This is a genomic window from Planococcus maritimus (assembly GCF_001687625.2).
GTDB lineage: Bacteria > Bacillota > Bacilli > Bacillales_A > Planococcaceae > Planococcus > Planococcus maritimus.
On record NZ_CP016538.2, the window covers coordinates 1058385 to 1077048 of the forward strand.

Here is an 18664-nt window from a genome sequence, read left to right on the forward strand (position 1 = left end):
GTAGAGGAGAGATTTACATGGCAGTAAACATTTATGACGACATCAACAAATTGGAATCATCGTTCCGCACAACAGAGGAATTTCAAAAACTTCAAGAAGCGGTTGCACAAGTAACAGCAGATAGCGAAGCGAACGAATTGTTCAAGAAATTCCGCGATCTACAAGTTACATTGCAGCAAAAACAACAGCAAGGCGAAGAGATCACAGAAGAAGAAATGATGGGTGCTCAAGCGACAGCGCAAGCAGCTCAAGAAAACCCGAAAATCTTGTCTATGCTCGAAGCTGAAATGGCACTTAGCCAAATGATCGAAGAAGTAAATCGTGTTTTGATCAAGCCTGTACAAGAACTTTATGAAAGCATGTAATTCCTAACAAAAAAGGATTTTCGAAAAAGACACCGAATACGTAAAGATGAATGCTAATTCATTTTTACGAAGGGGTGTCTTTTTCTTATGTATCAAACGATTATGTTGAAAAAAGATGGGCGTCTGGCTTATTTGGTGTTAAACCGTCCAGATTCGATGAATGCGATGAACGCGAAAATGATGGGGGAACTCGCGGACTGTTTTGAAACTCTGAAGAACGACTCATCGATACAGGCGTTGATCATTTACGGAGCGGGGCGGGCGTTTTCTGCCGGAGGCGATATTAAAGAAATGGTCGACCCAAAAAATCCGATGAATATTGATGTGGTCATGAAAGACGTCAGTCGCTTAGCAAAAGCGCTGTATACGCTGCCGCAAGTCACCATTTCGGCTATTCACGGGGCATCGGCGGGGCTTGCTTTTAGCATGGCGCTTGCCTGTGACCACGTGGTGGCAGAAGAAAGTAGCAAGCTGGCGATGAATTTTATTGGCATTGGGCTAATCCCGGACGGAGGCGGTCATTTCTTCTTGAAAGAGCGCGTAGGGGTGCCGCGGGCGAAGCAATTGATCTGGGCAGGGCAAGTGTTAAAAGCGCATGATGCTCTCGCCAAAGGCTTGATCGAAGAAGTGACCGCTGAAGGCAGAGGCTTGGAGCAGGCGGAGAAATACGCTTATGAAGTGCTCGCCTCTCCGGTAGCGTCGATGCTGAAGTCCAAAGAAATCCTTCATGGCCTGAAGCTTGGGGAATTGGATGAAGTGCTTGCTGGCGAAGCGTCAGGCCAATCGGCTATGCGCAAAACGGCTGACCATATCGAAGGCATTCAAGCGTTTGTCGAAAAGCGCAAGCCCGCTTTTAAAGGGGAATGAAAAAGACTGGCGGGCTTCCGCCAGTCTTTTTTTGCTGAAAACGGGCATAAGAAAAACACGGCCGCGGCCGTGTTTTTTTAAGTATGGAACAAAAGCAATTTGCCCGCTGGAGATGCAAGCCGGTGGGTTTTTTCAGTTAAGGATTTTTCTTCGAGCAATACCAGCCCTTTTTCTTTTGCTTCCTCATCTGTCTCGGCAGTGAAGGTTTCTTCCTCGATCAATTTGCCGGTTTTTTCATATGCAGTCAATTTATAAGTTCTCATGTTCGGCACCCCTTTCTGAACGGTTATTCAGTTTCAGTATAAAGGGTTTAGGCAGAAATGTCCTGTAGTTTTGAAACATTTCGGTTTGGCTGTCGTATAGTACTAAGGAAAGGGGACGTGAAAAATGACTTTATCGATTAAAAACGCAACAAAACAATTCGGCGATTTCACTGCAGTCGATGATATTTCCCTCGATGTCGCTGAAGGGCAGATGCATGGCTTTCTCGGGGCGAACGGTGCGGGCAAGACGACGACTTTTCGTATGGCATTAGGTCTTCTTACACCGACACAAGGCGAGGTGCTGTGGCAAGGGCGCCGCATCAGTTACGCGGACAGTCCGGATATCGGTTATTTGCCGGAAGAGCGCGGCTTGTATCCGAAGATGAAAGTGCAAGATCAGCTCGTTTATTTGGCACGGCTTCGCCGTATGGGCAAAAAGCAAGCGGAACAAGGCGCAACTGAATGGCTCGAGCGCTTTGAAGTGCCTCATTATGCCAATAAGAAAGTCGAAGAATTATCGAAAGGCAATCAGCAAAAAATCCAATTGATTGCATCTCTCCTACATAACCCGAAATTACTGATTCTGGACGAGCCGTTTTCCGGTTTGGATCCAGTCAATGTGGAAATGCTGAAAAAAGCGATCCTGGATTTTCAAAAGCAAGGGGCGACCATCGTGTTCTCCAGCCACCGCATGGACCATGTCGAGGAATTATGCGACGACATGAGCATCTTGGACAAAGGAAAGCTGATCGTCCACGGATCGATCCGAGAAGTGAAACGCACATTCGGCAAGCAAAACGTGCGCATCCATAGCGATTTCGATATCACCGCGCTGAGCGCAGTGCCGGGTGTCGAGAAATTCACGGCACAGCGAGGCGGCGGCGTGTTCCGCGTTGCCGATGAAGCGGTCGGGCAACATCTTCTCGCCCGCGCTTTGGAGATCGGGCCGGTGCGCCAGTTCGCGCTAGAAGAGCCGAGCCTGGAAGAAATCTTCATCGAAAAGGTGGGGCGTGCCCATGTATAGTTTCTGGATCATTTTCAAACAGGCATTTAAAACGAAAGCGATGACGAAATCATTCATGATCACGACACTCGTCGTGGTCGCTTCCTTTTTCCTTTTGGCCAATTTGCCGTCGATCATCGAGTCGGTCAGCGGCGATGACGACTCGCAGCAAACGCTTCAAGTGTTAGACGGCACAGGACAGTCTACCGAAGCCTTGCAAGCGCAGCTCGACCAGCAAGATAGCGCCATTCAATTAGAAGCGAGCGAGCTTGATGAACAGCAGTTGAAGGCGGATGTGGAAGAAGGAAGCATCGATGCTTATCTTGTGCTGGAAGACGAAGGCCAACTTTCCGCTCGCTACGTAGCTGAATCCGCTACTGACTCAGCTGAAGCCGCAGAACTCGAAAATGCGCTTCAAAATTTGCAGACAGCGAGAGTTGCTGAGCAGTTAGAGCTCGAGGAAACCGAATTGGCCAGGTTGTTTGCGCCCGTTGCAATGGAGCGGGAAGCACTTGCCGAGTCGTCCAAATCGCAAGAGGAACTAAGCCAGGCTAGAGGCCTCGTCTATATTTTGATCATGGTCATTTACATCGCGGTCATTTATTACCCGAATATGATTGCCATGGAAGTGGCGAACGAAAAATCCTCCCGCGTCATGGAAATTTTGATTTCGAGTGTATCGCCGGTCAAGCATATGTTTGCGAAGATTGTCGGCATCGGCTCGCTCGGCATTTTACAGATGATGGTATTTGCACTGGCTGGATATTTGGCGATCCAAAGTTCAGGCTCGGATTTGACTGAAGGCATATTTAGCGTCATGGGCTTTTCCGAAGTGAAGTTTAGCACGTTCTTCTATGCCATCTTGTTCTTTTTGCTGGGCTATTTCCTCTATGCCGTGCTCGCAGCATTGCTCGGATCGCTCGTCAGCCGGACAGAAGATGTTCAGCAATTGATGCTGCCGATGATGATTTTGATCATTATCGCATCGTTTATCGCGTTCTCGGGGATTTCTATGCCGGAAGCGACTTATGTGACGGTCGCTTCCTATATCCCATTTTTCGCACCACTCGTCATGTTCTTGCGTGTCGGCTTGCTCGACATTCCGTTATGGGAGCCATTATTGTCAATTGCGATTATGCTGCTGACTATCGGCCTACTCGGTTGGTTCGGCGCTCGTGTTTACCGCGGGGGCGTCTTGATGTATGGATCTTCGCAATCCTTAAAAGACATCCGCCGGGCAATCAAACTGGGCAACGAGAAATAACGAAAAACTGCTTGTGGGAAGTTTCCGCAGGCAGTTTTTTTTCGTTTGTGAAAATGGTAAGATAAGAACAAATATTCGCTTTCGAAAAGGGGATTACGATGGCAAGCATTCGATTTATCCACAGCGCTGACCTGCATCTAGGCAGTCCGTTCAGCGGCATGAAAGGGCTCGGCGCCGAGCAATGGAAAAGGCTTCAAAACAGTACATTAGAAGCATTTGAACGACTGATTTCCTATGCGCTTGAAACGCGCCCGGATTTTCTATTGATCGTCGGAGACGTTTACGACGGGGAAGACCGCAATTTACGCGCGCAGCATAGGTTTCAGCAAGGCATGGAACAATTGCAAGAAGCGGGTATTCCGGTTTTTTTAAGTCACGGCAACCACGATCATTTAGGCGGTAACGCCGCGAGTTTCAAGCTGCCATCAAATGTCCATGTCTTTCGTGACAGCGTTGAAAATGTGGAATTGCCAGTAGGCAGCGCCATAGTGAATATTGCCGGATTTAGCTACGGTCGTCGCCATGTAACCGAACCGATGATCGATCACTATCCACAGAAACAAGGAGGCGTCCTCCAAATCGGCATGCTTCACGGATCGGAAGAAAGCGATACAGAACACGCGGTATACGCCCCGTTTCGAAAAGAGCAATTGTTGGCCAAGAACTACGATTATTGGGCGCTCGGCCACATCCATAAGCGCCAACAGTTATCGATAGACCCTCCGATTGTTTACCCTGGAAACCTGCAAGGGCGTCATCGGAAAGAGTCAGGCCCAAAAGGCTTCTATGAGGTCTCGTTAAACGATGGCCATGCCGAATTGGAATTCATCCCGGTGGAAGCGGTACGTTTTGAGCGAATCGAACTTGATTGCAGCGGTATCGAGCATATGAATGAGTTGTTCAGTAATGCCAAACAACAGCTCGAGGCGCACGAATCGGGAGCGCTCGTCGCAGAATTGGAGCTGCATCATTTAAGCGAGTCGGCAATCCACATGCTTCGGGACATCTCATCTGTTGAACTTTTAAACGCTTTACGCGAAGCGCTTAGTGAATTGGATGACTTTGTCCATGTTTCAAGCGTACAGCTCGTTACGGATGGACTATCTGCGGAGACATCGCCTTTTGGCAAACAGCTCGCGAGCAGGTTGGCAAGCTGGGAGACGGATGACTGGAAGCAGGTATTGAAGGAGCTTTATAACCATCCAAGAAGCGGGCGTTTCCTGCCACAATTTGACGAAGGGCTGCAAGAGGAATTGCAGGCAGAAGCACAATCGAAAATCCGTAAAATGATGGCATTGGAGGACCAGCGATGAAAGTAGAAAAACTGATTATATACGGGTTTGGCCGACACGAAAACAGAACTATCGAATTGAACAAACCCATCGCTGTTTTTTACGGAATGAACGAAGCGGGAAAAACGACGATTCAGCAATTTATCCTGCAAATGCTGTTTGGATTTTCAGCACGCAGCCAGCCGCATAAACGCTATGAACCCAAAGCTGGCGGCAAATACGGAGGCCAACTGCATGTAAGCGATCCTGTCTACGGACAGGTTGTGATCGAACGGATAGCCGGCAAATCAGCAGGCGATGTAAGGGTTTGGTTTGAAGATGGACGCCGCGGGAGCGAGGTGGAGCTTGCTGAGTTATTAAGAGGATACGACAAAGCTTCTTACCAAGCGATTTTTTCTTTTTCCGTTCACGAATTGCAGAATCTGGATCAAATGACCGAACAAGAGCTAACGCGCACTCTTTTGTCATCCGGCACAGCCGGCGTCGATCATGCTGGGAAGATGGAAAGCCAGCTCGAGCGGGAAATGGCTGAGCTGTTCAAGAAGGCGGGGAAACTGCCATTAATTAATCGCTTGACTGAGGAAGTGCGAGAACTCGAAACAGCCTTGCGCGAATACAAACAGCGGGCGGAAACCTTTCGCCCTACGACCGAGCGGCTAGAACTTATCAAGCAGCGTTTGGCTGAAGTGGACCATGCCGAGAGGAACGTTATCCAAGACATCAACGAAGCTGAGAAATGGCAGCAGTCAGCTCCATTGCTTTCAAAACAACAACAACTTGAACATGTACTGGAAAAGGGGCCGGTCGACTTTCCGGAATCTGGCATCCGGCAGTACGAGCGTCTGCTCGATCAGCACAATGAATTGCTGGCCGAATCCGCCTTTTTGGAAAATGAAATAGGTCGCTTAGAGCCGGTAGGTGAACTGCCTGAAACCGGAGCTTTATCCGATTTGCTTAGTCGCGAAGCCGAGTGGCATCAAATTAATTCATTCCTGAATGCGAAACAAGAAGAGCGTCGCCGGTTGCAAGACGAAGTTGGGCGTTTGTTGAAACTATGTGGCATGACACAAGAGCAGGCGCTACTAGCGGATGCCTCGCTTGAACAAGAAGAGCGGCTGAAAATGGTTTTGGAAAAGCTCCAAATCGCTGAACAGGAGCAAGCTTTCCAACAGCGCCGATTGTCTGAAGAGCGGGAGCGGCTGGCAGAAGCGGAATATGCTTTCAAGCAATATCTCGAAGCGGAACCGCCCGAACAAGAGCGGAAGCGCGCAGAACAATGGGCTGAGATCGAGCCACAGCTAGCGCTCTCCAAAGCACAGCAAAAACGGCAAATGGGAGCGGCTGCGAATAACCGGACGGCCCAGTTCCTGCTTGGGGCCATCGGAATTATTGGCCTGGCTCTCGCGGTGATTTCTCTAGATGCTTTCACCGGGCTGCTTTCTACCCTGGCGCTTGGCGCAGCATTGTGGCTCTGGCTACGTGACAAAAAGTCGCCAAACGACACTACGGACGATCTGGTGGAGCGATACGGCGGTCAGGAAGCGGAATATGAAGCTTTGCTCACGAAGCTAGCAGAATACGATAAAGGGCTGGATGAACGATTTGATGCGATTGAAGCGAGCAAGCAGAAAATTGCTTCATTGCCACAAAAAGATAGCCATAAGGAATTGCGGGAATACCGGGAATTGCTGGAATCGCTCGGTTTTCCGGCAGAAAGCTCACGCGCAACTATCCTGACACTTTTCGATAAATTACGTGATGTGCATGCAGCCACGGGGCGCCTTGAACGCCTATTTGAAGACATTGAAAAACTACAAGGCGATCAACAAGAGTGGCTGACTCAAGCTCAGCTTGCATGCGGCAAGGCTGTTTCAACAAGTACAGTCATCAGCCTGTTACGAGCGGAGTGGGAACGACGAAGCCATAAGCTCGGACATGCTGAAAAAACAATCGAAAAAACCGAGCTGCTAAAACAGCAAGCGCGAAAATGCGAAGAAAGTTTAGCCAAGATTTCCTCAGCGAAAAATGAGCTATTTGAACGGGCAGCGGTAGCGGATGAAGATTCTTTTTACCGAGCAGCTGATTTGGCGCAACAGGTGCGCTCTGCTCAAGAGCAATTGGCCATGGTTCAATCGCAGCTAGTTGCTATCGGGAAAGTGAACAAGCCAGAGGCGCTCGTTGAAGAAGAAAGCGCACAATCATTTCTTGACGATTCTCGGCATGAGCTTACTGAATTGCAGGAGGAACGACACTCTTTATGGGAAGAACAAGCAGAAAAGCTTCAGTTGACGAAGCATTTGTTGACAGATGAAGGCCATTCGATGAAACTTCAAGAGTTGGAAGTGAAAAAGGCGGAGTTTCAGGAAGCGGCTAAAGAATGGGCCGTCAACCGAGCGATTGTCGAAGTGTTCAAGCAAACGATGGATGAGTTAAAAGAAACAAAGCTGCCGGCAGTGCTCGAGCGTTCAGAAGCGTACTTTAGCCAATTAACTGGCGGTGAGTACATGCGCATATTGCTTAGCCAGGAAGGTCATTTTGAAGCGCTGCGGCGAGACGGCTTGCGTTTCCGCGTGATCGAGCTAAGCCAGGCAACAAAAGAGCAAGCCTATTTGGCGCTGCGGTTTGCGCTCGCCTCTTCTTTGAAAGAATCCCATCCGTTTCCAATCATCATGGATGACCCATTTGTCCATTTTGATCGCCTGAGAAGCCAGCAAGTGATAAAATTAGTGGAAGAGCTGCAGCGAGACCATCAGTTCATTTATTTCACCTGTCACGAAACGATGCGGCATGCTTGGCCTGATGCCCAGCAAATCGACGTGGCGAATCCTGAAAGGAGCATCCAAGCATGACAAAAGGAATTACAACCCGTGCTGTCGGGGAGACAGTCGATGATTTTCTACTAATCAAGCAATCGGTCAAAGGCGTCACGACGACCGGCAATCCATTTATGTCACTCGTCCTGCAAGATAAGAGCGGGGACATCGAAGCAAAGTTATGGGACACGAAAGACGAACATGAACGGATGTATGCGGCAGAAACGATTGTCAAAGTCGGCGGAGAAATCCATAATTATCGCGGCAAAAACCAATTGCGCATCAAAAGCATTCGCCCGGCGAAGCCGGAAGAAAACTTGACGATCGCTGAATTTTTGCCTTCAGCCGCTCAAAGTGCGGATGAATTGCACGAAGAAGTAACCAAGTTCTTATTCGAGATGGAAAATCCGCAAATCCAGCGCATCACACGCCATCTCCTCAAGAAATACCAACAGCAATTCCTGACCTTCCCGGCCGCGACGCGCAATCACCATGATTATGTATCGGGCCTTGCGGATCATGTCGTGTCGATGCTCAAGCTCGGGAAAGCGATTTGCGAAGTGTACCCGAGCCTGGATAAGGATTTATTGTATTCGGGAATCATTCTTCACGATATCGGCAAAGTGTTTGAATTGTCTGGCCCGATCGCAACAACTTATACAATAGAAGGCAATTTACTTGGTCATATTTCCATCATGGTGACCGAGATCGCCAAAGCTGCTGAAGAACTCGGCATTGAAGGAGAAGAAGTGATGCTCCTTCAACATATCGTCTTATCGCATCACGGCAAAGAAGAGTGGGGCAGCCCGAAAAAGCCGATGGTGAAAGAGGCGGAAATCCTCCACTATATCGACAATATCGACGCGAAAATGATGATGCTTGACCGCGTGCTTGGGAAAACAAAAGAAGGCGAGTTTTCAGAACGCGTCTTCGCGCTCGACAACCGCTCTTTCTACAAGCCGAAATTATAAGCAAAGAAAACCCCCGACAAAGATGTCGGGGGTTTTGTTTTGCTTATTCAGCTGGAGTTTCTTCTGTTTCTTCAGTTGGTGCTCCTTCTTCTGGAGCCGGTTCTGTGTTGAGAATTTCATCAAGCGCGCCTTCGAGTTCTTCGTCTTTGATGTCAATATTTGCTTCTTCCATCAAAGCCGCGACTTTCGGAAGCAACGTGGATTGGTCTGCTTTAGCCATAGCGATTTCAGAACGCAAAGCGTCTTGCTGGTCTTCTAGCGGTTTTTGTCCTTCCACTTCACGAGTTTCGGTTACTTGGATAATGTGGAAGCCATGTTGTGATTGAACTGGCTCGCTGATTTCGTCGACTTCTAGGGAGTAGGCAGCGTCTTCGAATTCAGGCACCATCATGCCTGTGCCAAACCAGTCAAGCGAGCCACCGTTAGCAGCAGAACCCGGATCAGTGGAATGTTCTTCCGCTACTTCCGCAAAATCTGCACCTTCGTCAAGTTCCGCTTTTAATTCATTAGCGGTTTCTTCATCCGCGACCAGGATATGGCGCGCATTCAGTTCCGTTCCTTGACGTTTGTATTGCTCTTCGATTTCCTCATCTGTTACTTCAACATCTTCCGTCAAAGCTTTTTCCTGAAGCAAGTTCAGGCGGATGACTTTTTTATAGCTTTCTTCTGTATGGTTGTTCTGAGTGAGAAATTCCTCGAAATTTTCACCCATCTCTTCTTTATTGCTCTCAAGTTCTGCCTCGACTTCTTCGTCAGACACCTCGTAATTTGCTCCCAATACTTTTTCAATCATCAAGATTTGGATAGCTTGGTCGCCGACAGACGTTTTCATTTCTTGGTATAGCTCTTCTTTGGTTACGTCTCCGGCATCAGAAGTGACGAGCACTTCGCTATCGGAACCGTTGTCGCTGCATGCGGAAAGGGCAAGAACCGCTGCCGCGATAGAAAGGGTAAAGGCTGATTTCTTCATTAATGTTCGCTCCTAACTTTCTTTCAATCTAAGTTGAATGTAATAGGTGTAGGCTGTTGATTTTCGCAAAGAAATGAGAGCCACAAACATATTGCAGCAGACGGTCTTTGCGTTTGTTTTCAATAGATGCCGTAGTTACTATATCATAAACGAATGAAAAAATAAAAAGTTCCAAAAAATTGCGAATTCGTTAGAAAGTGGGGCTGTTCTAAACGATGCCATAGAAAAAGCACTTGCTCGGGCAAGTGCTTACGGAGTGAATTCCACACCAACGTATAAGGTGAGAAGTAAAATAAGAATTAGTATATTAATCGTACGAAAAATCTTTTCGTGGTTTTCTTCAGGAATTTCCCGGGATGTGACAAGTGCTAACGTCATCCGGTTAATCTGGAACACGTAAAACACTGAAAAAATGACAACTAACGCGACTATCATGAGTTTCCTCCCCTCTGACCTTAACTTCCATTATAGCAAAATGGACAGAAAAAAGCAGGTCAGGCAATTGGCTGCGGCACCAAGATCTCGAATCCTGTATCCGTTTCTTCGATAAGGGCGTGCCGCGGCGAGCGCGCCAAATTACGGATATAGATTAAATCCGTTACGGATAATGCGCTATGGTACGCAAGCAAAATGGCGAAATAATGGCTATAGGCCGGCCAAATGATGCTTAGCGCGACAATGGCCGTGTTAATGACCGCAAACGGTGCGACAAGCGCGAGCATGAAACGTGATTTCCGGACCGGTTCTTTAATATATAAAGAAATCGTCGGGCACAGCTTCAATTGCTTGCGCATGCTGATCTTCAAACATTTGCGGCTTCCCAGTAAGGGCATCAGGTGCAAAAGTTTATGGATCGGGTAGATCGCCAGCATGCCGATCATGAACAACAGAAAGTTTTGGTCGGATAGCGGGTCTGCGTACATGATAGCCAGCAGCATGTAATAGCTGGTGAAAACTCCAGCGCCGATCAGCGCGGAGATGAAGAACAGGCGGTCAGAGCCGTATTGTTTTTTAACGTTGATTGTTTTCCAGCAATGCATATGCGTATCTCCCATTGATGTATAGTGTTGATGAGCCGATACATACAATACAACGTTTCCTGGGGGAATGCAAGCTTCTTCAGGGATATTTTTTTTGGAGTTTTTTAAGGGTTTTTGTTCTCCGTCAAAACATGGTTTTCTTCATTAAAGCGATTCTCAATGTTCTTGAAAGAGGCTTCGAAAATCTCCATGAAATCATCGCCGTAAATGTTTCGGATAATTGCCATGACATCCATGAATTCTGGGAATTTTCCGTACAGATTGCGAAGGGGAAGAGAGCCGTCCACGACTGAATGGGGCGTGTCATGATACCGTTCGATCATTTCTTGCATCAATTCTTCGCCTTTTTGGGTCAACTCTACATATGTATTACGTTTGTCGGTATCGCGTTTTGAGAACGACAGCAATTCGCGTTCTTCGAGTTTTTTTGAAAAGTTGAAAGCTGTAGAAACGTGCATGACCCCGAACTTAGCTACATCAGAGATGGAAGCTCCTTTCAAATGGTAGGAAATCCATAAAATGTGATGTTCATTAATATTCAGGTCATAAGGTTTTATCCACATCTGCCAATCTTTCTCGACCGCTTTCCATAATGCTTTTGATAATTGCCCAATTCTTTGACTGTATAGCATTGCTTCTTTCATTGTATATTCTTTATCATTCACGCGAGCACCAACTTTCACCGGAAATATTTTCTTTATTATAGCAATAAAGCAAAGTGAATTAAAGTGAGAATAGTAAAATAATTTAGTCAAAAAAAAACAACCTGACCAGTAGTGGTCAAGCTGTCTCAGAATCATCTTTGTTTTTCGCTAGTTTTGGGTCGATTTTTGTCGGCCTGTCATTCTTTTTTTCTTCTTCATCTTTGTCTTTGCTGATGCTTGCTTGCAGCTGCTCGATGGAGTTTTGAATCGCTTTGATCTCGAGCTGCAAATGCTCTTTGGCTGGAGCTGTGTCTTCCTGCCACGACTGGAGTGAGGCTTTCAAGCCATCCACCGCTTCTGGTACTTGAGTTTTCGATTCTTCTGTCAGGTGGTTGATGGAGTCTTTTAATTCATTAATGCGGGCTTTCAGCTCGTTCATCGACTCTTTCCATTCCGAGCCGCTTGATTTGATGGACGTTCGCAGTTCCTCACCGGATTTCGGAGCGGAGAGGATGGCTGTCACGGCACCGGCAATGAGACCGGCACCAAGGCCGGCAAAAAAATTCGAAACTTTCATAAGTGTAAGCGCTCCTTTCGTATCTATCTTTCTTTTCCTTTATTTCACTTAATTAAAACATGGAATGAATGGCTATTCAATAAAAAATGCCTTTCCCGGTAAATGGGAAAGGCATTTTAAGCATTAGCGCGCGTTGGCGGGTGAAGCGCTTTGGAAGTTTGAGCGCTTCATGAGCCCAGTGACAATCGGGAACATGACCGCAAAGGCAACACCGTTCATGATCGTGGCCGGCACGACTACCGTTGCAAGCAGAAGCGTGAACGGAATATCGGCCCCCAGGATGAAGATCGCGGCCGACAGGAAAATGGTTCCTGACAACACCGTTCCGATTGCAGTGAGCGCAATGCCAACCGGCAACTTAGCTGCATGTTTTCTCAGTAACGACACAAACGCGAAAAAGACGAATGCGGTGATGAACTTATCAATGATGTTCGGGAAAAAGCCTCCCGGGAAACTTGAAAACAATCCCGAAATGATTCCGGTGGTAACAGCAAGCAAAAAGACGCTTTTTACATCGCGGAATAGCAAGATGCCGATAAACATCATCGTTAGCATAAAGTCGGGTTTCATCCCGCCGTTGATGCCTGGAATCACCACATACAAGGTTGCGCCGACACTGACAAGCAGCGCCATTAATACAAGATTTTTCGTTTTCATTTCTCATCTCTCCTCAGCTCAAGCTAGTTTCTTTTTCCCGGACGTGCCCTCATGGCCGCCGGCGAAAAACGTAATTCGATCTTATCTTGTGCCGTGCAGAAAATCAAGCCTCAGAGGTTAGTTTCACCTTGACCTGTTCGGCAAGCTCCTGGATTTTCTCGGTAGTGTATTCTTTTTCCTTGGTCATCCACTTGGCGCCAAATCCATCGCTCGCATCGTAGCGCGGGATGAAGTGCAAGTGGAAGTGGAAGACGCTTTGCCCAGCTTTTGGACCGTTGTTGTTCAATAAATTCATGCCTTCCGGTTCGAAGGTTTCCTTAAGGGCACTGGCGATTTTCGGCGCAACACTGAACAATTGGCCAGCTTCATCCGGCGTCATATCGTAAACAGACGCACGGTGGGTTTTCGGGATTAGCAGCGTATGGCCTTTCGATAAAGGCATGATGTCCATAAAGGCATAGACGTGCTCGTCCTCATACACCTTGACGCTCGGGATATCTCCATTAATGATTTTACAAAAAATGCACTCGCTCATAAACTCATCCTTCCTGTAATGGGGTGGCCGTTCTAGTTTCAGTTTACCATATTCCTAGCGTGCCTCATCCTTAGCAGGGAACGAGTTGTTGAAAGAATTCGCCGCGCAGTTTTGATACAATAGAAAACGAAGAAAGAGGTGTTGACAGTGGCAATATTGGAAGTTGAAAATTTGACGGGTGGCTATACGAGAAAGCCCGTATTGCAAGATGTGAGTTTTTCGATTGAAAAAGGTGAATTGATTGGCTTGATCGGCTTGAACGGTGCAGGGAAGAGTACGACCATCAAACACATCATCGGCATTATGCAGCCGAAATCGGGTGCGATCCGACTCAATGGCCAGACCTTCTCGGAAGATATCGATGCTTACCGTTCCGCTTTTTCCTATATCCCAGAAACGCCGGTACTATACGAGGAGTTGACCTTGCGCGAGCACTTAGAGCTGACGGCAATGGCTTATGGGTTAGAACAAGAAGTATTCGAACAACGCTCCGCAGCTCTATTGAAGGAATTTCGCATGGAAAAGCGACTGAAATGGTTTCCTTCCCATTTCTCGAAAGGGATGCGCCAAAAAGTCATGATCATGAGCGCGTTTCTCGTTGATCCGGACCTTTATATTATCGATGAACCGTTCGTTGGGCTGGACCCGCTTGGCATCAAATCGCTTCTCGACCAAATGGAACAGCAAAAACGCAATGGGGCATCGGTTTTGATGTCTACACATATCTTGTCAACTGCAGAACGCTATTGCGACCGCATTATTTTGCTCCACAACGGGCGCGTACGGGCAATCGGTACGATGACTGAGCTGCGACAGGCTTTTGGCATGCCAGATGCCTCACTCGATGACCTATATATTGCGATGACCGAGGATGACGACAATGAAGAACCTGCGTGAAGTGTGGGACAAGCGGCTCCGGCGTTATACGGCCGAAGTCCAGAACTATTTAAAATTCATCGTCACAGGTCATATTGCAGTGGTCATGCTGTTCGCGATCGGAGCCGCCGGGTACGCCTATAGCGAATGGGTACAAGATGTGCCGCCGGAGTTTCCGGCAGCGCTGTTGATGGCGGTCTTGTTTGGTGCGCTTTTGTCTTATAGTCCACCCGTGACTTTATTAAAGCAGGCGGATGGGGTTTATCTATTGCCGCTTGAAAGCCACCTCGACAGCTATTTAAAGCCAGCGTTGCGTTGGACTTACGCCTCGCAACTGTATTTGCCTGTCGTGGTCTTCGTCGTCTCCTTGCCGCTCATCAACGCTTTATATGGCTTGCCTTCTTCTTATTTGATTGGCTTTCCGATTCTGTTGCTGCTGGTGAAATGGTGGAATGTCACGAGCGAGTTCTACTGGCGAAAAGCAAGCGAAGGCCATCGGGTTTGGCTTGAGCGTGCCGTGCGTTTTTTGTTTGTTGCCGGCTTTGTGTGGTCGTATATCGACGGTATGATTCTTATGGCAGCGGTGTTTTTGTTCGCCATGATTTTTTACGGCAAATGGCTTGAACGCCGCGCCTCAGGAAAAGCATTTCCTTACGGGCATTTTATCGAATTGGAAGAAAATCGCATGCTGCGTTTTTACCAATTCGCCAATTATTTCACCGATGTGCCGCATTTGAAAGGGAAAGTAAGAGAGCGCAGATGGCTCAATCCAGTTTACCGGTTGATTCAGAGCAAAGCTTCGAATGCCCATCTGTATTTGGTGAGCCGGACGTTCATCCGTTCTGACGAGTTGTTCTTTCTATGGCTGCGGTTAACGCTGATTATCCTCGTGGGAGCTTGGCTTATCCCGTTTCAAATTGCCATCACTTTGTTTGCAGGGGCTTTGGCCTTCGCTTCAACCATCCAGTTATGGCAAGGCTTGAACCAGTCCCAGCATTTCCGCATGGATCAATTATTCCCGCTGAGTACGCATAGCCGCGAAAAAGCGGTATGGAATTGGGTGCTTGCGGTTCAATTGATTCAGGCAGTATCGGCATTGATCCTGCTGCTGGCACTCGGCCAGTTTGCGACAGCGCTAATTGTCACAGCCGTCTTAGCTATTGTTTCGGTTGTCACACTTGCAGGCGCCAGAAAAAAGTCAGCACAGCTTAACAACCGATAATAAATATAAAAAGGGGCTGTCCCAAAAGGTCATGAAAAGTGACTTTTAGGGGTAGTCCCTTTTCGTCTTCTAAAGAAAAGGCTGATTTCCATTTCGACGGACGCTTTCCGCGGGCACGGCCTTAGCCGCTTCCGTCGCTTCGCTCAGTCCAGGGTCTTCGGCTCGCGTCGCTCCTTCGCTTAGCTCAGTCACTGCTCCCGCTGGAGTCGCCGTCTCCATTCCCATCAGCCGGCTACTCTCAGGTGCCTCACCGATAAATCAAAAACAGACAGAGAAAAAGAATTTTTTCTCTGTCTGTTTTATTTTAGGGACTTATGAGATAGCCCCTTTTGTTTTATCATTTATTCGTGGCAAGTGACCGCAGCTTTGCCAAGCGTTTTCGCAGCGATTAGCATCGCTTCTTCTTTGAAATCAAATTTCGGATGGTGGTGGGGGTAAACTTCCCCGTCTGGCATGGCACCCGTGAAGAAGAACGTGCCCGGGATTTCTTCTAGATAATAGGCGAAATCCTCTCCGCCCATTTGCGGCGGGCAATTGAATACTTCCGTCACGCCTGGTACATCTACAGCGAGGTCTCTCAGAAATTCGGTTTCTTTTTCATGAGTGACGACCGGTGGATAGCCCCGGTGGAATTTGAAGTCGATGGCGCTATTGGTGGCAATCGCCGTTCCGTTGGCGACGCGTTCCATTTCCTGTTCCATAAGCGTACGCGTCTCTTCTGTGAACGACCGGACCGTGCCGTTGAGTTTGGATTGGTCGGCAATAATATTAAATGGATTCTCTGCGATAAACGAAGCAATCGTTAGGACTGCCGATTCAAGCGGATCGACGCGGCGAGCGACAAGTTGCTGCAGATTGGTCACTAGTTGTGCGCCTGTGACGACGGCATCAACAGTTTCGTGCGGCATCGCACCGTGACCGCCGCGCCCTTGCACGGTGATTTCAAAACGGTCTGCCGCTGCCATGATCGGCCCCGTGCGGTAATCGATGCGGCCAAATGGCGTCGTCGACCAAAGATGGGTGCCGAAAATGACGTCGACGCCTTCTAGCGCACCGTCTTCGATCATCGGTTTGGCGCCGCCTGGGGCTAGTTCTTCTGCATGCTGATGTATGAGTACGTACGTGCCGGGCAGTTCATCGCGCAAGCTGTGAAGGATCTTGCCAAGCACTAGCAAAGTCGCCGTATGGCCGTCATGGCCGCAAGCGTGAACGACGTTCGGCACGGTCGATTTATAGCTCGTTTCTTTTTGATCCTGGATGGGAAGAGCGTCAAAGTCAGCGCGTAAGGCGACGGTCTTGCCAGGCTTGCCTCCTCGGATGGTCGCGATGACGCCGTTGCCTCCGACGCCAAAACGGATATCTACACCGAGGTCTTCGTAAAAGTCGCGGATGTATTTCGCCGTTTTGGTTTCTTGGAATGATGGTTCCGGGTTCATATGTAAGTGGCGGCGAATATCTACCATCTCCGGATAGGCTTTATCGAGTTCAGCAAATATTTTTTCAATCATGGGCTCATATCCTTCCTAATTTTCTGTATTTTCCCTAGTCTAACATAGCAAAAAACAGAACGGGACTTCTCCCGTTCTGTTCAGTAGGTGAAATTCAGATAAGATGCAACGAAGTATAATAGCACGACCAAAATGGATGGCACGCTATATGCCCATGTAGAAGCGGTCTTCGGTCTATAAAGCGAGAACATGACGAGCACGCTCATGACGAGCACGGCGCTGGCAATGATGACATTGGCGCCTGATACGCCGCTGATGATCGACCCTTCCACATAGATCGGGTCTGACAAAGCTAAGATGACCATGTTGAAAATATTGCTTCCGAGAACAGCGCCGACCGCCATATTGACATTGGACAGACGCAGTGCGACGAAAACCGAAATCGCTTCTGGCAGGGAAGTGGCAGCGGCTACTAGGAAACTGCCGACAAAACTCGAACCAATTCCTGTCACCACCGCAATTTCATCCCCAGTGATCGACAGGGCGGTCCCAGCTGCCATAATAATTACAGCGACGATTGCGAAACGGATGCCCGCGTGTTTTGGTGATAAATGGGCACTCGGATTTTTCGGCGCCTCGGCATCGACTGGCTCATCGTCCATATCGATTGTATCCAAGTTCGGTAATTTATTGATGATCAGCATGCCCACTATATAGCTTATGCCGATCGCCAAGGAGTCAAGGCCGATCCCGAGGAAGGTGACGTCTGTGCGGAGCCATAAGGCCAGCAACAACAGCACCGTCAAAAAGATGCCGAGTAAAGAAGAGTAGGTATGGTCTTTAGATGCCCGTTCGAGCATGCGTCTGCGGTTCAGCAGCAAATCAAAACCGGCCAATATAAATAGATTAAACAAATTCGAGCCGATCATATTGCCGACTGCGATATCGGCATTGCCGATCGCTGCCGCAGAAAAGCTGGTGGAAATTTCCGGGAGGCTGGTTGCTCCTGCAAGAAGCAGCGTGCCGACCATCATGCCGCCCATCGCCGATTTTTCACTGATGACATCGGCGTACTGGGACAGTTTGATGGCAGCTAACACAGTGACGGCTGCAGCCAGCAAAAAATAAATGAATACCACTAGAGGTTCCTCCTAAGCAATTTTCTTCCGTATACACATTAAACAGCCGGGCTGTGCCGGCTGTTTTTTATTCGTCTTCAGGCTTTGCTTTGTACATGGTGACGTAAGACGAACCAGAGAAGATATTGGCACGAGGTGCTGTCGACTCTTCTTGTGGCTTCTCTGAATGCGCTTTGGCGAAAGCCTGTGATTCTTTCCATTTTTCATAGAATGCTGGCGATTCCCATTCAGTTAATACGACATAGGTGTCGGAATCGAGCGGCCGCAAAACACGGAAAGCGACATAGCCGGGCTCGTTTTCGATTGCGCCGGCGCGGTTCTTGAATCGGTGCTCAAATACGGGTCGCCCTTCATCGGCAACGGGGATATTGTTCATGACGAAAAATCCTTTTTCACGGAATTCGCCAGTACCATCGACCACTTCGTAGCGCCGTGGCGTTTGGAAAGTGGATTTTCCATCGGTTTCGTGCAACAACAAGGTGGTGTTTTCGCCTTGCATCAAGACCATCGTTTCATCTGCGTGCTTGTCACGCATTTTTTTCATAAATTCGTAAGTTCCAGTCGTCATGTAAATATTCATTAAAAGGCCTCCTAATAATCGGGTATAAGTTTCAAGTAACTACCCTACTTTTCCCTAAAAGCAAGCTCTTGAAACGGAAGGTGTCGAATCCGTGAAGGCATTCGGGTCTATTTTATGACAATTGCGCTGGGATTCTAT

Annotated in this window: 20 protein-coding genes; 9 read left to right on the plus strand and 11 right to left on the minus strand. The window is 48.2% G+C overall.

Going from position 1 to position 18664, the window contains the following annotated elements; genetic code table 11:
* The first annotated feature begins 17 nt into the window (after positions 1 to 17).
* Together BBI11_RS05280 and BBI11_RS05285 are read left to right on the plus strand one after the other, a co-directional pair.
* Positions 18 to 365, plus strand: coding sequence for a YlbF family regulator (locus tag BBI11_RS05280; RefSeq protein ID WP_068461241.1), 348 nt, complete (start codon positions 18 to 20; stop codon positions 363 to 365).
* Between the two features lie 87 nt (positions 366 to 452).
* Complete coding sequence (locus BBI11_RS05285) at positions 453 to 1232, plus strand: enoyl-CoA hydratase (RefSeq protein ID WP_068461242.1); 780 nt, start codon at positions 453 to 455, stop codon at positions 1230 to 1232.
* A gap of 77 nt (positions 1233 to 1309) precedes the next feature.
* On the opposite strand, the gene BBI11_RS05290 is transcribed toward BBI11_RS05285, so the two are convergent.
* Positions 1310 to 1495 carry a YhzD family protein gene (locus BBI11_RS05290; protein WP_068461244.1) on the minus strand — a complete coding sequence of 62 codons (186 nt, stop codon included), beginning with the start codon at positions 1493 to 1495 and terminating at the stop codon, positions 1310 to 1312.
* Positions 1496 to 1619: 124 nt separating this feature from the next.
* Between BBI11_RS05290 and BBI11_RS05295 the strand changes: the two genes are divergently transcribed.
* The 5 genes from BBI11_RS05295 (at position 1620) to yhaM (ending at position 8838) form a co-directional block, all read left to right on the plus strand.
* Complete coding sequence (locus tag BBI11_RS05295; RefSeq protein ID WP_068461246.1) at positions 1620 to 2519, plus strand: ABC transporter ATP-binding protein; 900 nt, start codon at positions 1620 to 1622, stop codon at positions 2517 to 2519.
* On the plus strand, positions 2512 to 3762 hold the full coding sequence (locus BBI11_RS05300; RefSeq protein WP_068461248.1) for an ABC transporter permease: 1251 nt from the start codon (positions 2512 to 2514) through the stop codon (positions 3760 to 3762). Before BBI11_RS05295 ends, BBI11_RS05300 begins: the two co-directional genes overlap by 8 nt.
* Positions 3763 to 3860: 98 nt before the next feature.
* Positions 3861 to 5075, plus strand: coding sequence for a metallophosphoesterase family protein (locus tag BBI11_RS05305; RefSeq protein ID WP_068461250.1), 1215 nt, complete (start codon positions 3861 to 3863; stop codon positions 5073 to 5075).
* Positions 5072 to 7903: an ATP-binding protein gene (locus BBI11_RS05310; RefSeq protein WP_068461253.1), complete on the plus strand. Its 2832-nt coding sequence runs from the start codon at positions 5072 to 5074 to the stop codon at positions 7901 to 7903. The genes BBI11_RS05305 and BBI11_RS05310 overlap by 4 nt, the downstream gene beginning before the upstream one ends.
* Positions 7900 to 8838: a 3'-5' exoribonuclease YhaM gene (yhaM, locus tag BBI11_RS05315; RefSeq protein ID WP_068461255.1), complete on the plus strand. Its 939-nt coding sequence runs from the start codon at positions 7900 to 7902 to the stop codon at positions 8836 to 8838. Before BBI11_RS05310 ends, yhaM begins: the two co-directional genes overlap by 4 nt.
* Positions 8839 to 8881: 43 nt before the next feature.
* On the opposite strand, the gene BBI11_RS05320 is transcribed toward yhaM, so the two are convergent.
* The 7 genes from BBI11_RS05320 to BBI11_RS05350 all read right to left on the minus strand — a co-directional run bounded on the left by BBI11_RS05320 (position 8882) and on the right by BBI11_RS05350 (position 13261).
* Positions 8882 to 9808: a peptidylprolyl isomerase gene (locus BBI11_RS05320; protein WP_068461257.1), complete on the minus strand. Its 927-nt coding sequence runs from the start codon at positions 9806 to 9808 to the stop codon at positions 8882 to 8884.
* 249 nt (positions 9809 to 10057) lie between these two features.
* The gene (locus BBI11_RS16600) at positions 10058 to 10243 is read right to left on the minus strand and encodes a hypothetical protein (protein WP_068461259.1); all 186 of its coding nucleotides are present in this window, start codon (positions 10241 to 10243) and stop codon (positions 10058 to 10060) included.
* 59 nt (positions 10244 to 10302) lie between these two features.
* A complete protein-coding gene (locus tag BBI11_RS05330) occupies positions 10303 to 10848 on the minus strand; it encodes a DUF3267 domain-containing protein (protein WP_068461261.1) in 546 nt (181 codons plus the stop codon).
* 104 nt (positions 10849 to 10952) lie between these two features.
* Positions 10953 to 11513, minus strand: a complete 561-nt coding sequence (locus BBI11_RS05335) for an HTH-type transcriptional regulator Hpr (RefSeq protein WP_068465618.1) — start codon at positions 11511 to 11513, stop codon at positions 10953 to 10955.
* Between the two features lie 115 nt (positions 11514 to 11628).
* The gene (locus tag BBI11_RS05340) at positions 11629 to 12069 is read right to left on the minus strand and encodes a YtxH domain-containing protein (RefSeq protein WP_068461263.1); all 441 of its coding nucleotides are present in this window, start codon (positions 12067 to 12069) and stop codon (positions 11629 to 11631) included.
* Between the two features lie 123 nt (positions 12070 to 12192).
* Positions 12193 to 12726 (minus strand): tryptophan transporter, encoded by a 534-nt coding sequence (locus BBI11_RS05345; RefSeq protein ID WP_068461266.1) that lies wholly within the window; start codon positions 12724 to 12726, stop codon positions 12193 to 12195.
* A gap of 103 nt (positions 12727 to 12829) precedes the next feature.
* A complete protein-coding gene (locus BBI11_RS05350; protein ID WP_068461267.1) occupies positions 12830 to 13261 on the minus strand; it encodes an HIT family protein in 432 nt (143 codons plus the stop codon).
* A gap of 147 nt (positions 13262 to 13408) precedes the next feature.
* On the opposite strand from BBI11_RS05350, the gene BBI11_RS05355 reads away from it, so the two are divergent.
* Together BBI11_RS05355 and BBI11_RS05360 are read left to right on the plus strand one after the other, a co-directional pair.
* Positions 13409 to 14158 (plus strand): ABC transporter ATP-binding protein, encoded by a 750-nt coding sequence (locus BBI11_RS05355; RefSeq protein ID WP_068461270.1) that lies wholly within the window; start codon positions 13409 to 13411, stop codon positions 14156 to 14158.
* A complete protein-coding gene (locus BBI11_RS05360) occupies positions 14142 to 15359 on the plus strand; it encodes an ABC transporter permease (protein WP_068461271.1) in 1218 nt (405 codons plus the stop codon). The genes BBI11_RS05355 and BBI11_RS05360 overlap by 17 nt, the downstream gene beginning before the upstream one ends.
* Before the next feature lie 341 nt (positions 15360 to 15700).
* Here the strand turns inward: BBI11_RS05360 and BBI11_RS05365 are convergent, their stop codons facing one another.
* The 3 genes from BBI11_RS05365 to BBI11_RS05375 form a co-directional block, all read right to left on the minus strand.
* Complete coding sequence (locus tag BBI11_RS05365; RefSeq protein WP_068461273.1) at positions 15701 to 16867, minus strand: M20 metallopeptidase family protein; 1167 nt, start codon at positions 16865 to 16867, stop codon at positions 15701 to 15703.
* 80 nt (positions 16868 to 16947) lie between these two features.
* Positions 16948 to 17946 carry a sodium:calcium antiporter gene (locus BBI11_RS05370; protein WP_068461276.1) on the minus strand — a complete coding sequence of 333 codons (999 nt, stop codon included), beginning with the start codon at positions 17944 to 17946 and terminating at the stop codon, positions 16948 to 16950.
* A 67-nt stretch (positions 17947 to 18013) separates the two neighbouring features.
* The gene (locus BBI11_RS05375; protein ID WP_068461278.1) at positions 18014 to 18526 is read right to left on the minus strand and encodes an antibiotic biosynthesis monooxygenase family protein; all 513 of its coding nucleotides are present in this window, start codon (positions 18524 to 18526) and stop codon (positions 18014 to 18016) included.
* Between the last annotated feature and the right edge of the window lie 138 nt (positions 18527 to 18664).

Bases quoted from the DNA above. Each gene is read 5' to 3' on its own strand.
- BBI11_RS05365 (WP_068461273.1), bottom strand. From the start codon at position 16,867: ATGATTGAAAAAATATTTGCTGAACTCGATAAAGCCTATCCGGAGATG.
- BBI11_RS05375 (WP_068461278.1), bottom strand. From the start codon at position 18,526: ATGAATATTTACATGACGACTGGAACTTACGAATTTATGAAAAAAATG.
- BBI11_RS05320 (WP_068461257.1), bottom strand. From the start codon at position 9,808: ATGAAGAAATCAGCCTTTACCCTTTCTATCGCGGCAGCGGTTCTTGCC.
- BBI11_RS05300 (WP_068461248.1), top strand. From the start codon at position 2,512: ATGTATAGTTTCTGGATCATTTTCAAACAGGCATTTAAAACGAAAGCG.
- BBI11_RS05360 (WP_068461271.1), top strand. From the start codon at position 14,142: ATGAAGAACCTGCGTGAAGTGTGGGACAAGCGGCTCCGGCGTTATACG.
- BBI11_RS05280 (WP_068461241.1), top strand. From the start codon at position 18: ATGGCAGTAAACATTTATGACGACATCAACAAATTGGAATCATCGTTC.
- BBI11_RS05285 (WP_068461242.1), top strand. From the start codon at position 453: ATGTATCAAACGATTATGTTGAAAAAAGATGGGCGTCTGGCTTATTTG.
- BBI11_RS05305 (WP_068461250.1), top strand. From the start codon at position 3,861: ATGGCAAGCATTCGATTTATCCACAGCGCTGACCTGCATCTAGGCAGT.
- BBI11_RS05310 (WP_068461253.1), top strand. From the start codon at position 5,072: ATGAAAGTAGAAAAACTGATTATATACGGGTTTGGCCGACACGAAAAC.
- BBI11_RS05290 (WP_068461244.1), bottom strand. From the start codon at position 1,495: ATGAGAACTTATAAATTGACTGCATATGAAAAAACCGGCAAATTGATC.
- BBI11_RS05330 (WP_068461261.1), bottom strand. From the start codon at position 10,848: ATGCATTGCTGGAAAACAATCAACGTTAAAAAACAATACGGCTCTGAC.
- BBI11_RS05295 (WP_068461246.1), top strand. From the start codon at position 1,620: ATGACTTTATCGATTAAAAACGCAACAAAACAATTCGGCGATTTCACT.
- BBI11_RS16600 (WP_068461259.1), bottom strand. From the start codon at position 10,243: ATGATAGTCGCGTTAGTTGTCATTTTTTCAGTGTTTTACGTGTTCCAG.
- BBI11_RS05350 (WP_068461267.1), bottom strand. From the start codon at position 13,261: ATGAGCGAGTGCATTTTTTGTAAAATCATTAATGGAGATATCCCGAGC.
- BBI11_RS05340 (WP_068461263.1), bottom strand. From the start codon at position 12,069: ATGAAAGTTTCGAATTTTTTTGCCGGCCTTGGTGCCGGTCTCATTGCC.
- BBI11_RS05345 (WP_068461266.1), bottom strand. From the start codon at position 12,726: ATGAAAACGAAAAATCTTGTATTAATGGCGCTGCTTGTCAGTGTCGGC.
- yhaM (WP_068461255.1), top strand. From the start codon at position 7,900: ATGACAAAAGGAATTACAACCCGTGCTGTCGGGGAGACAGTCGATGAT.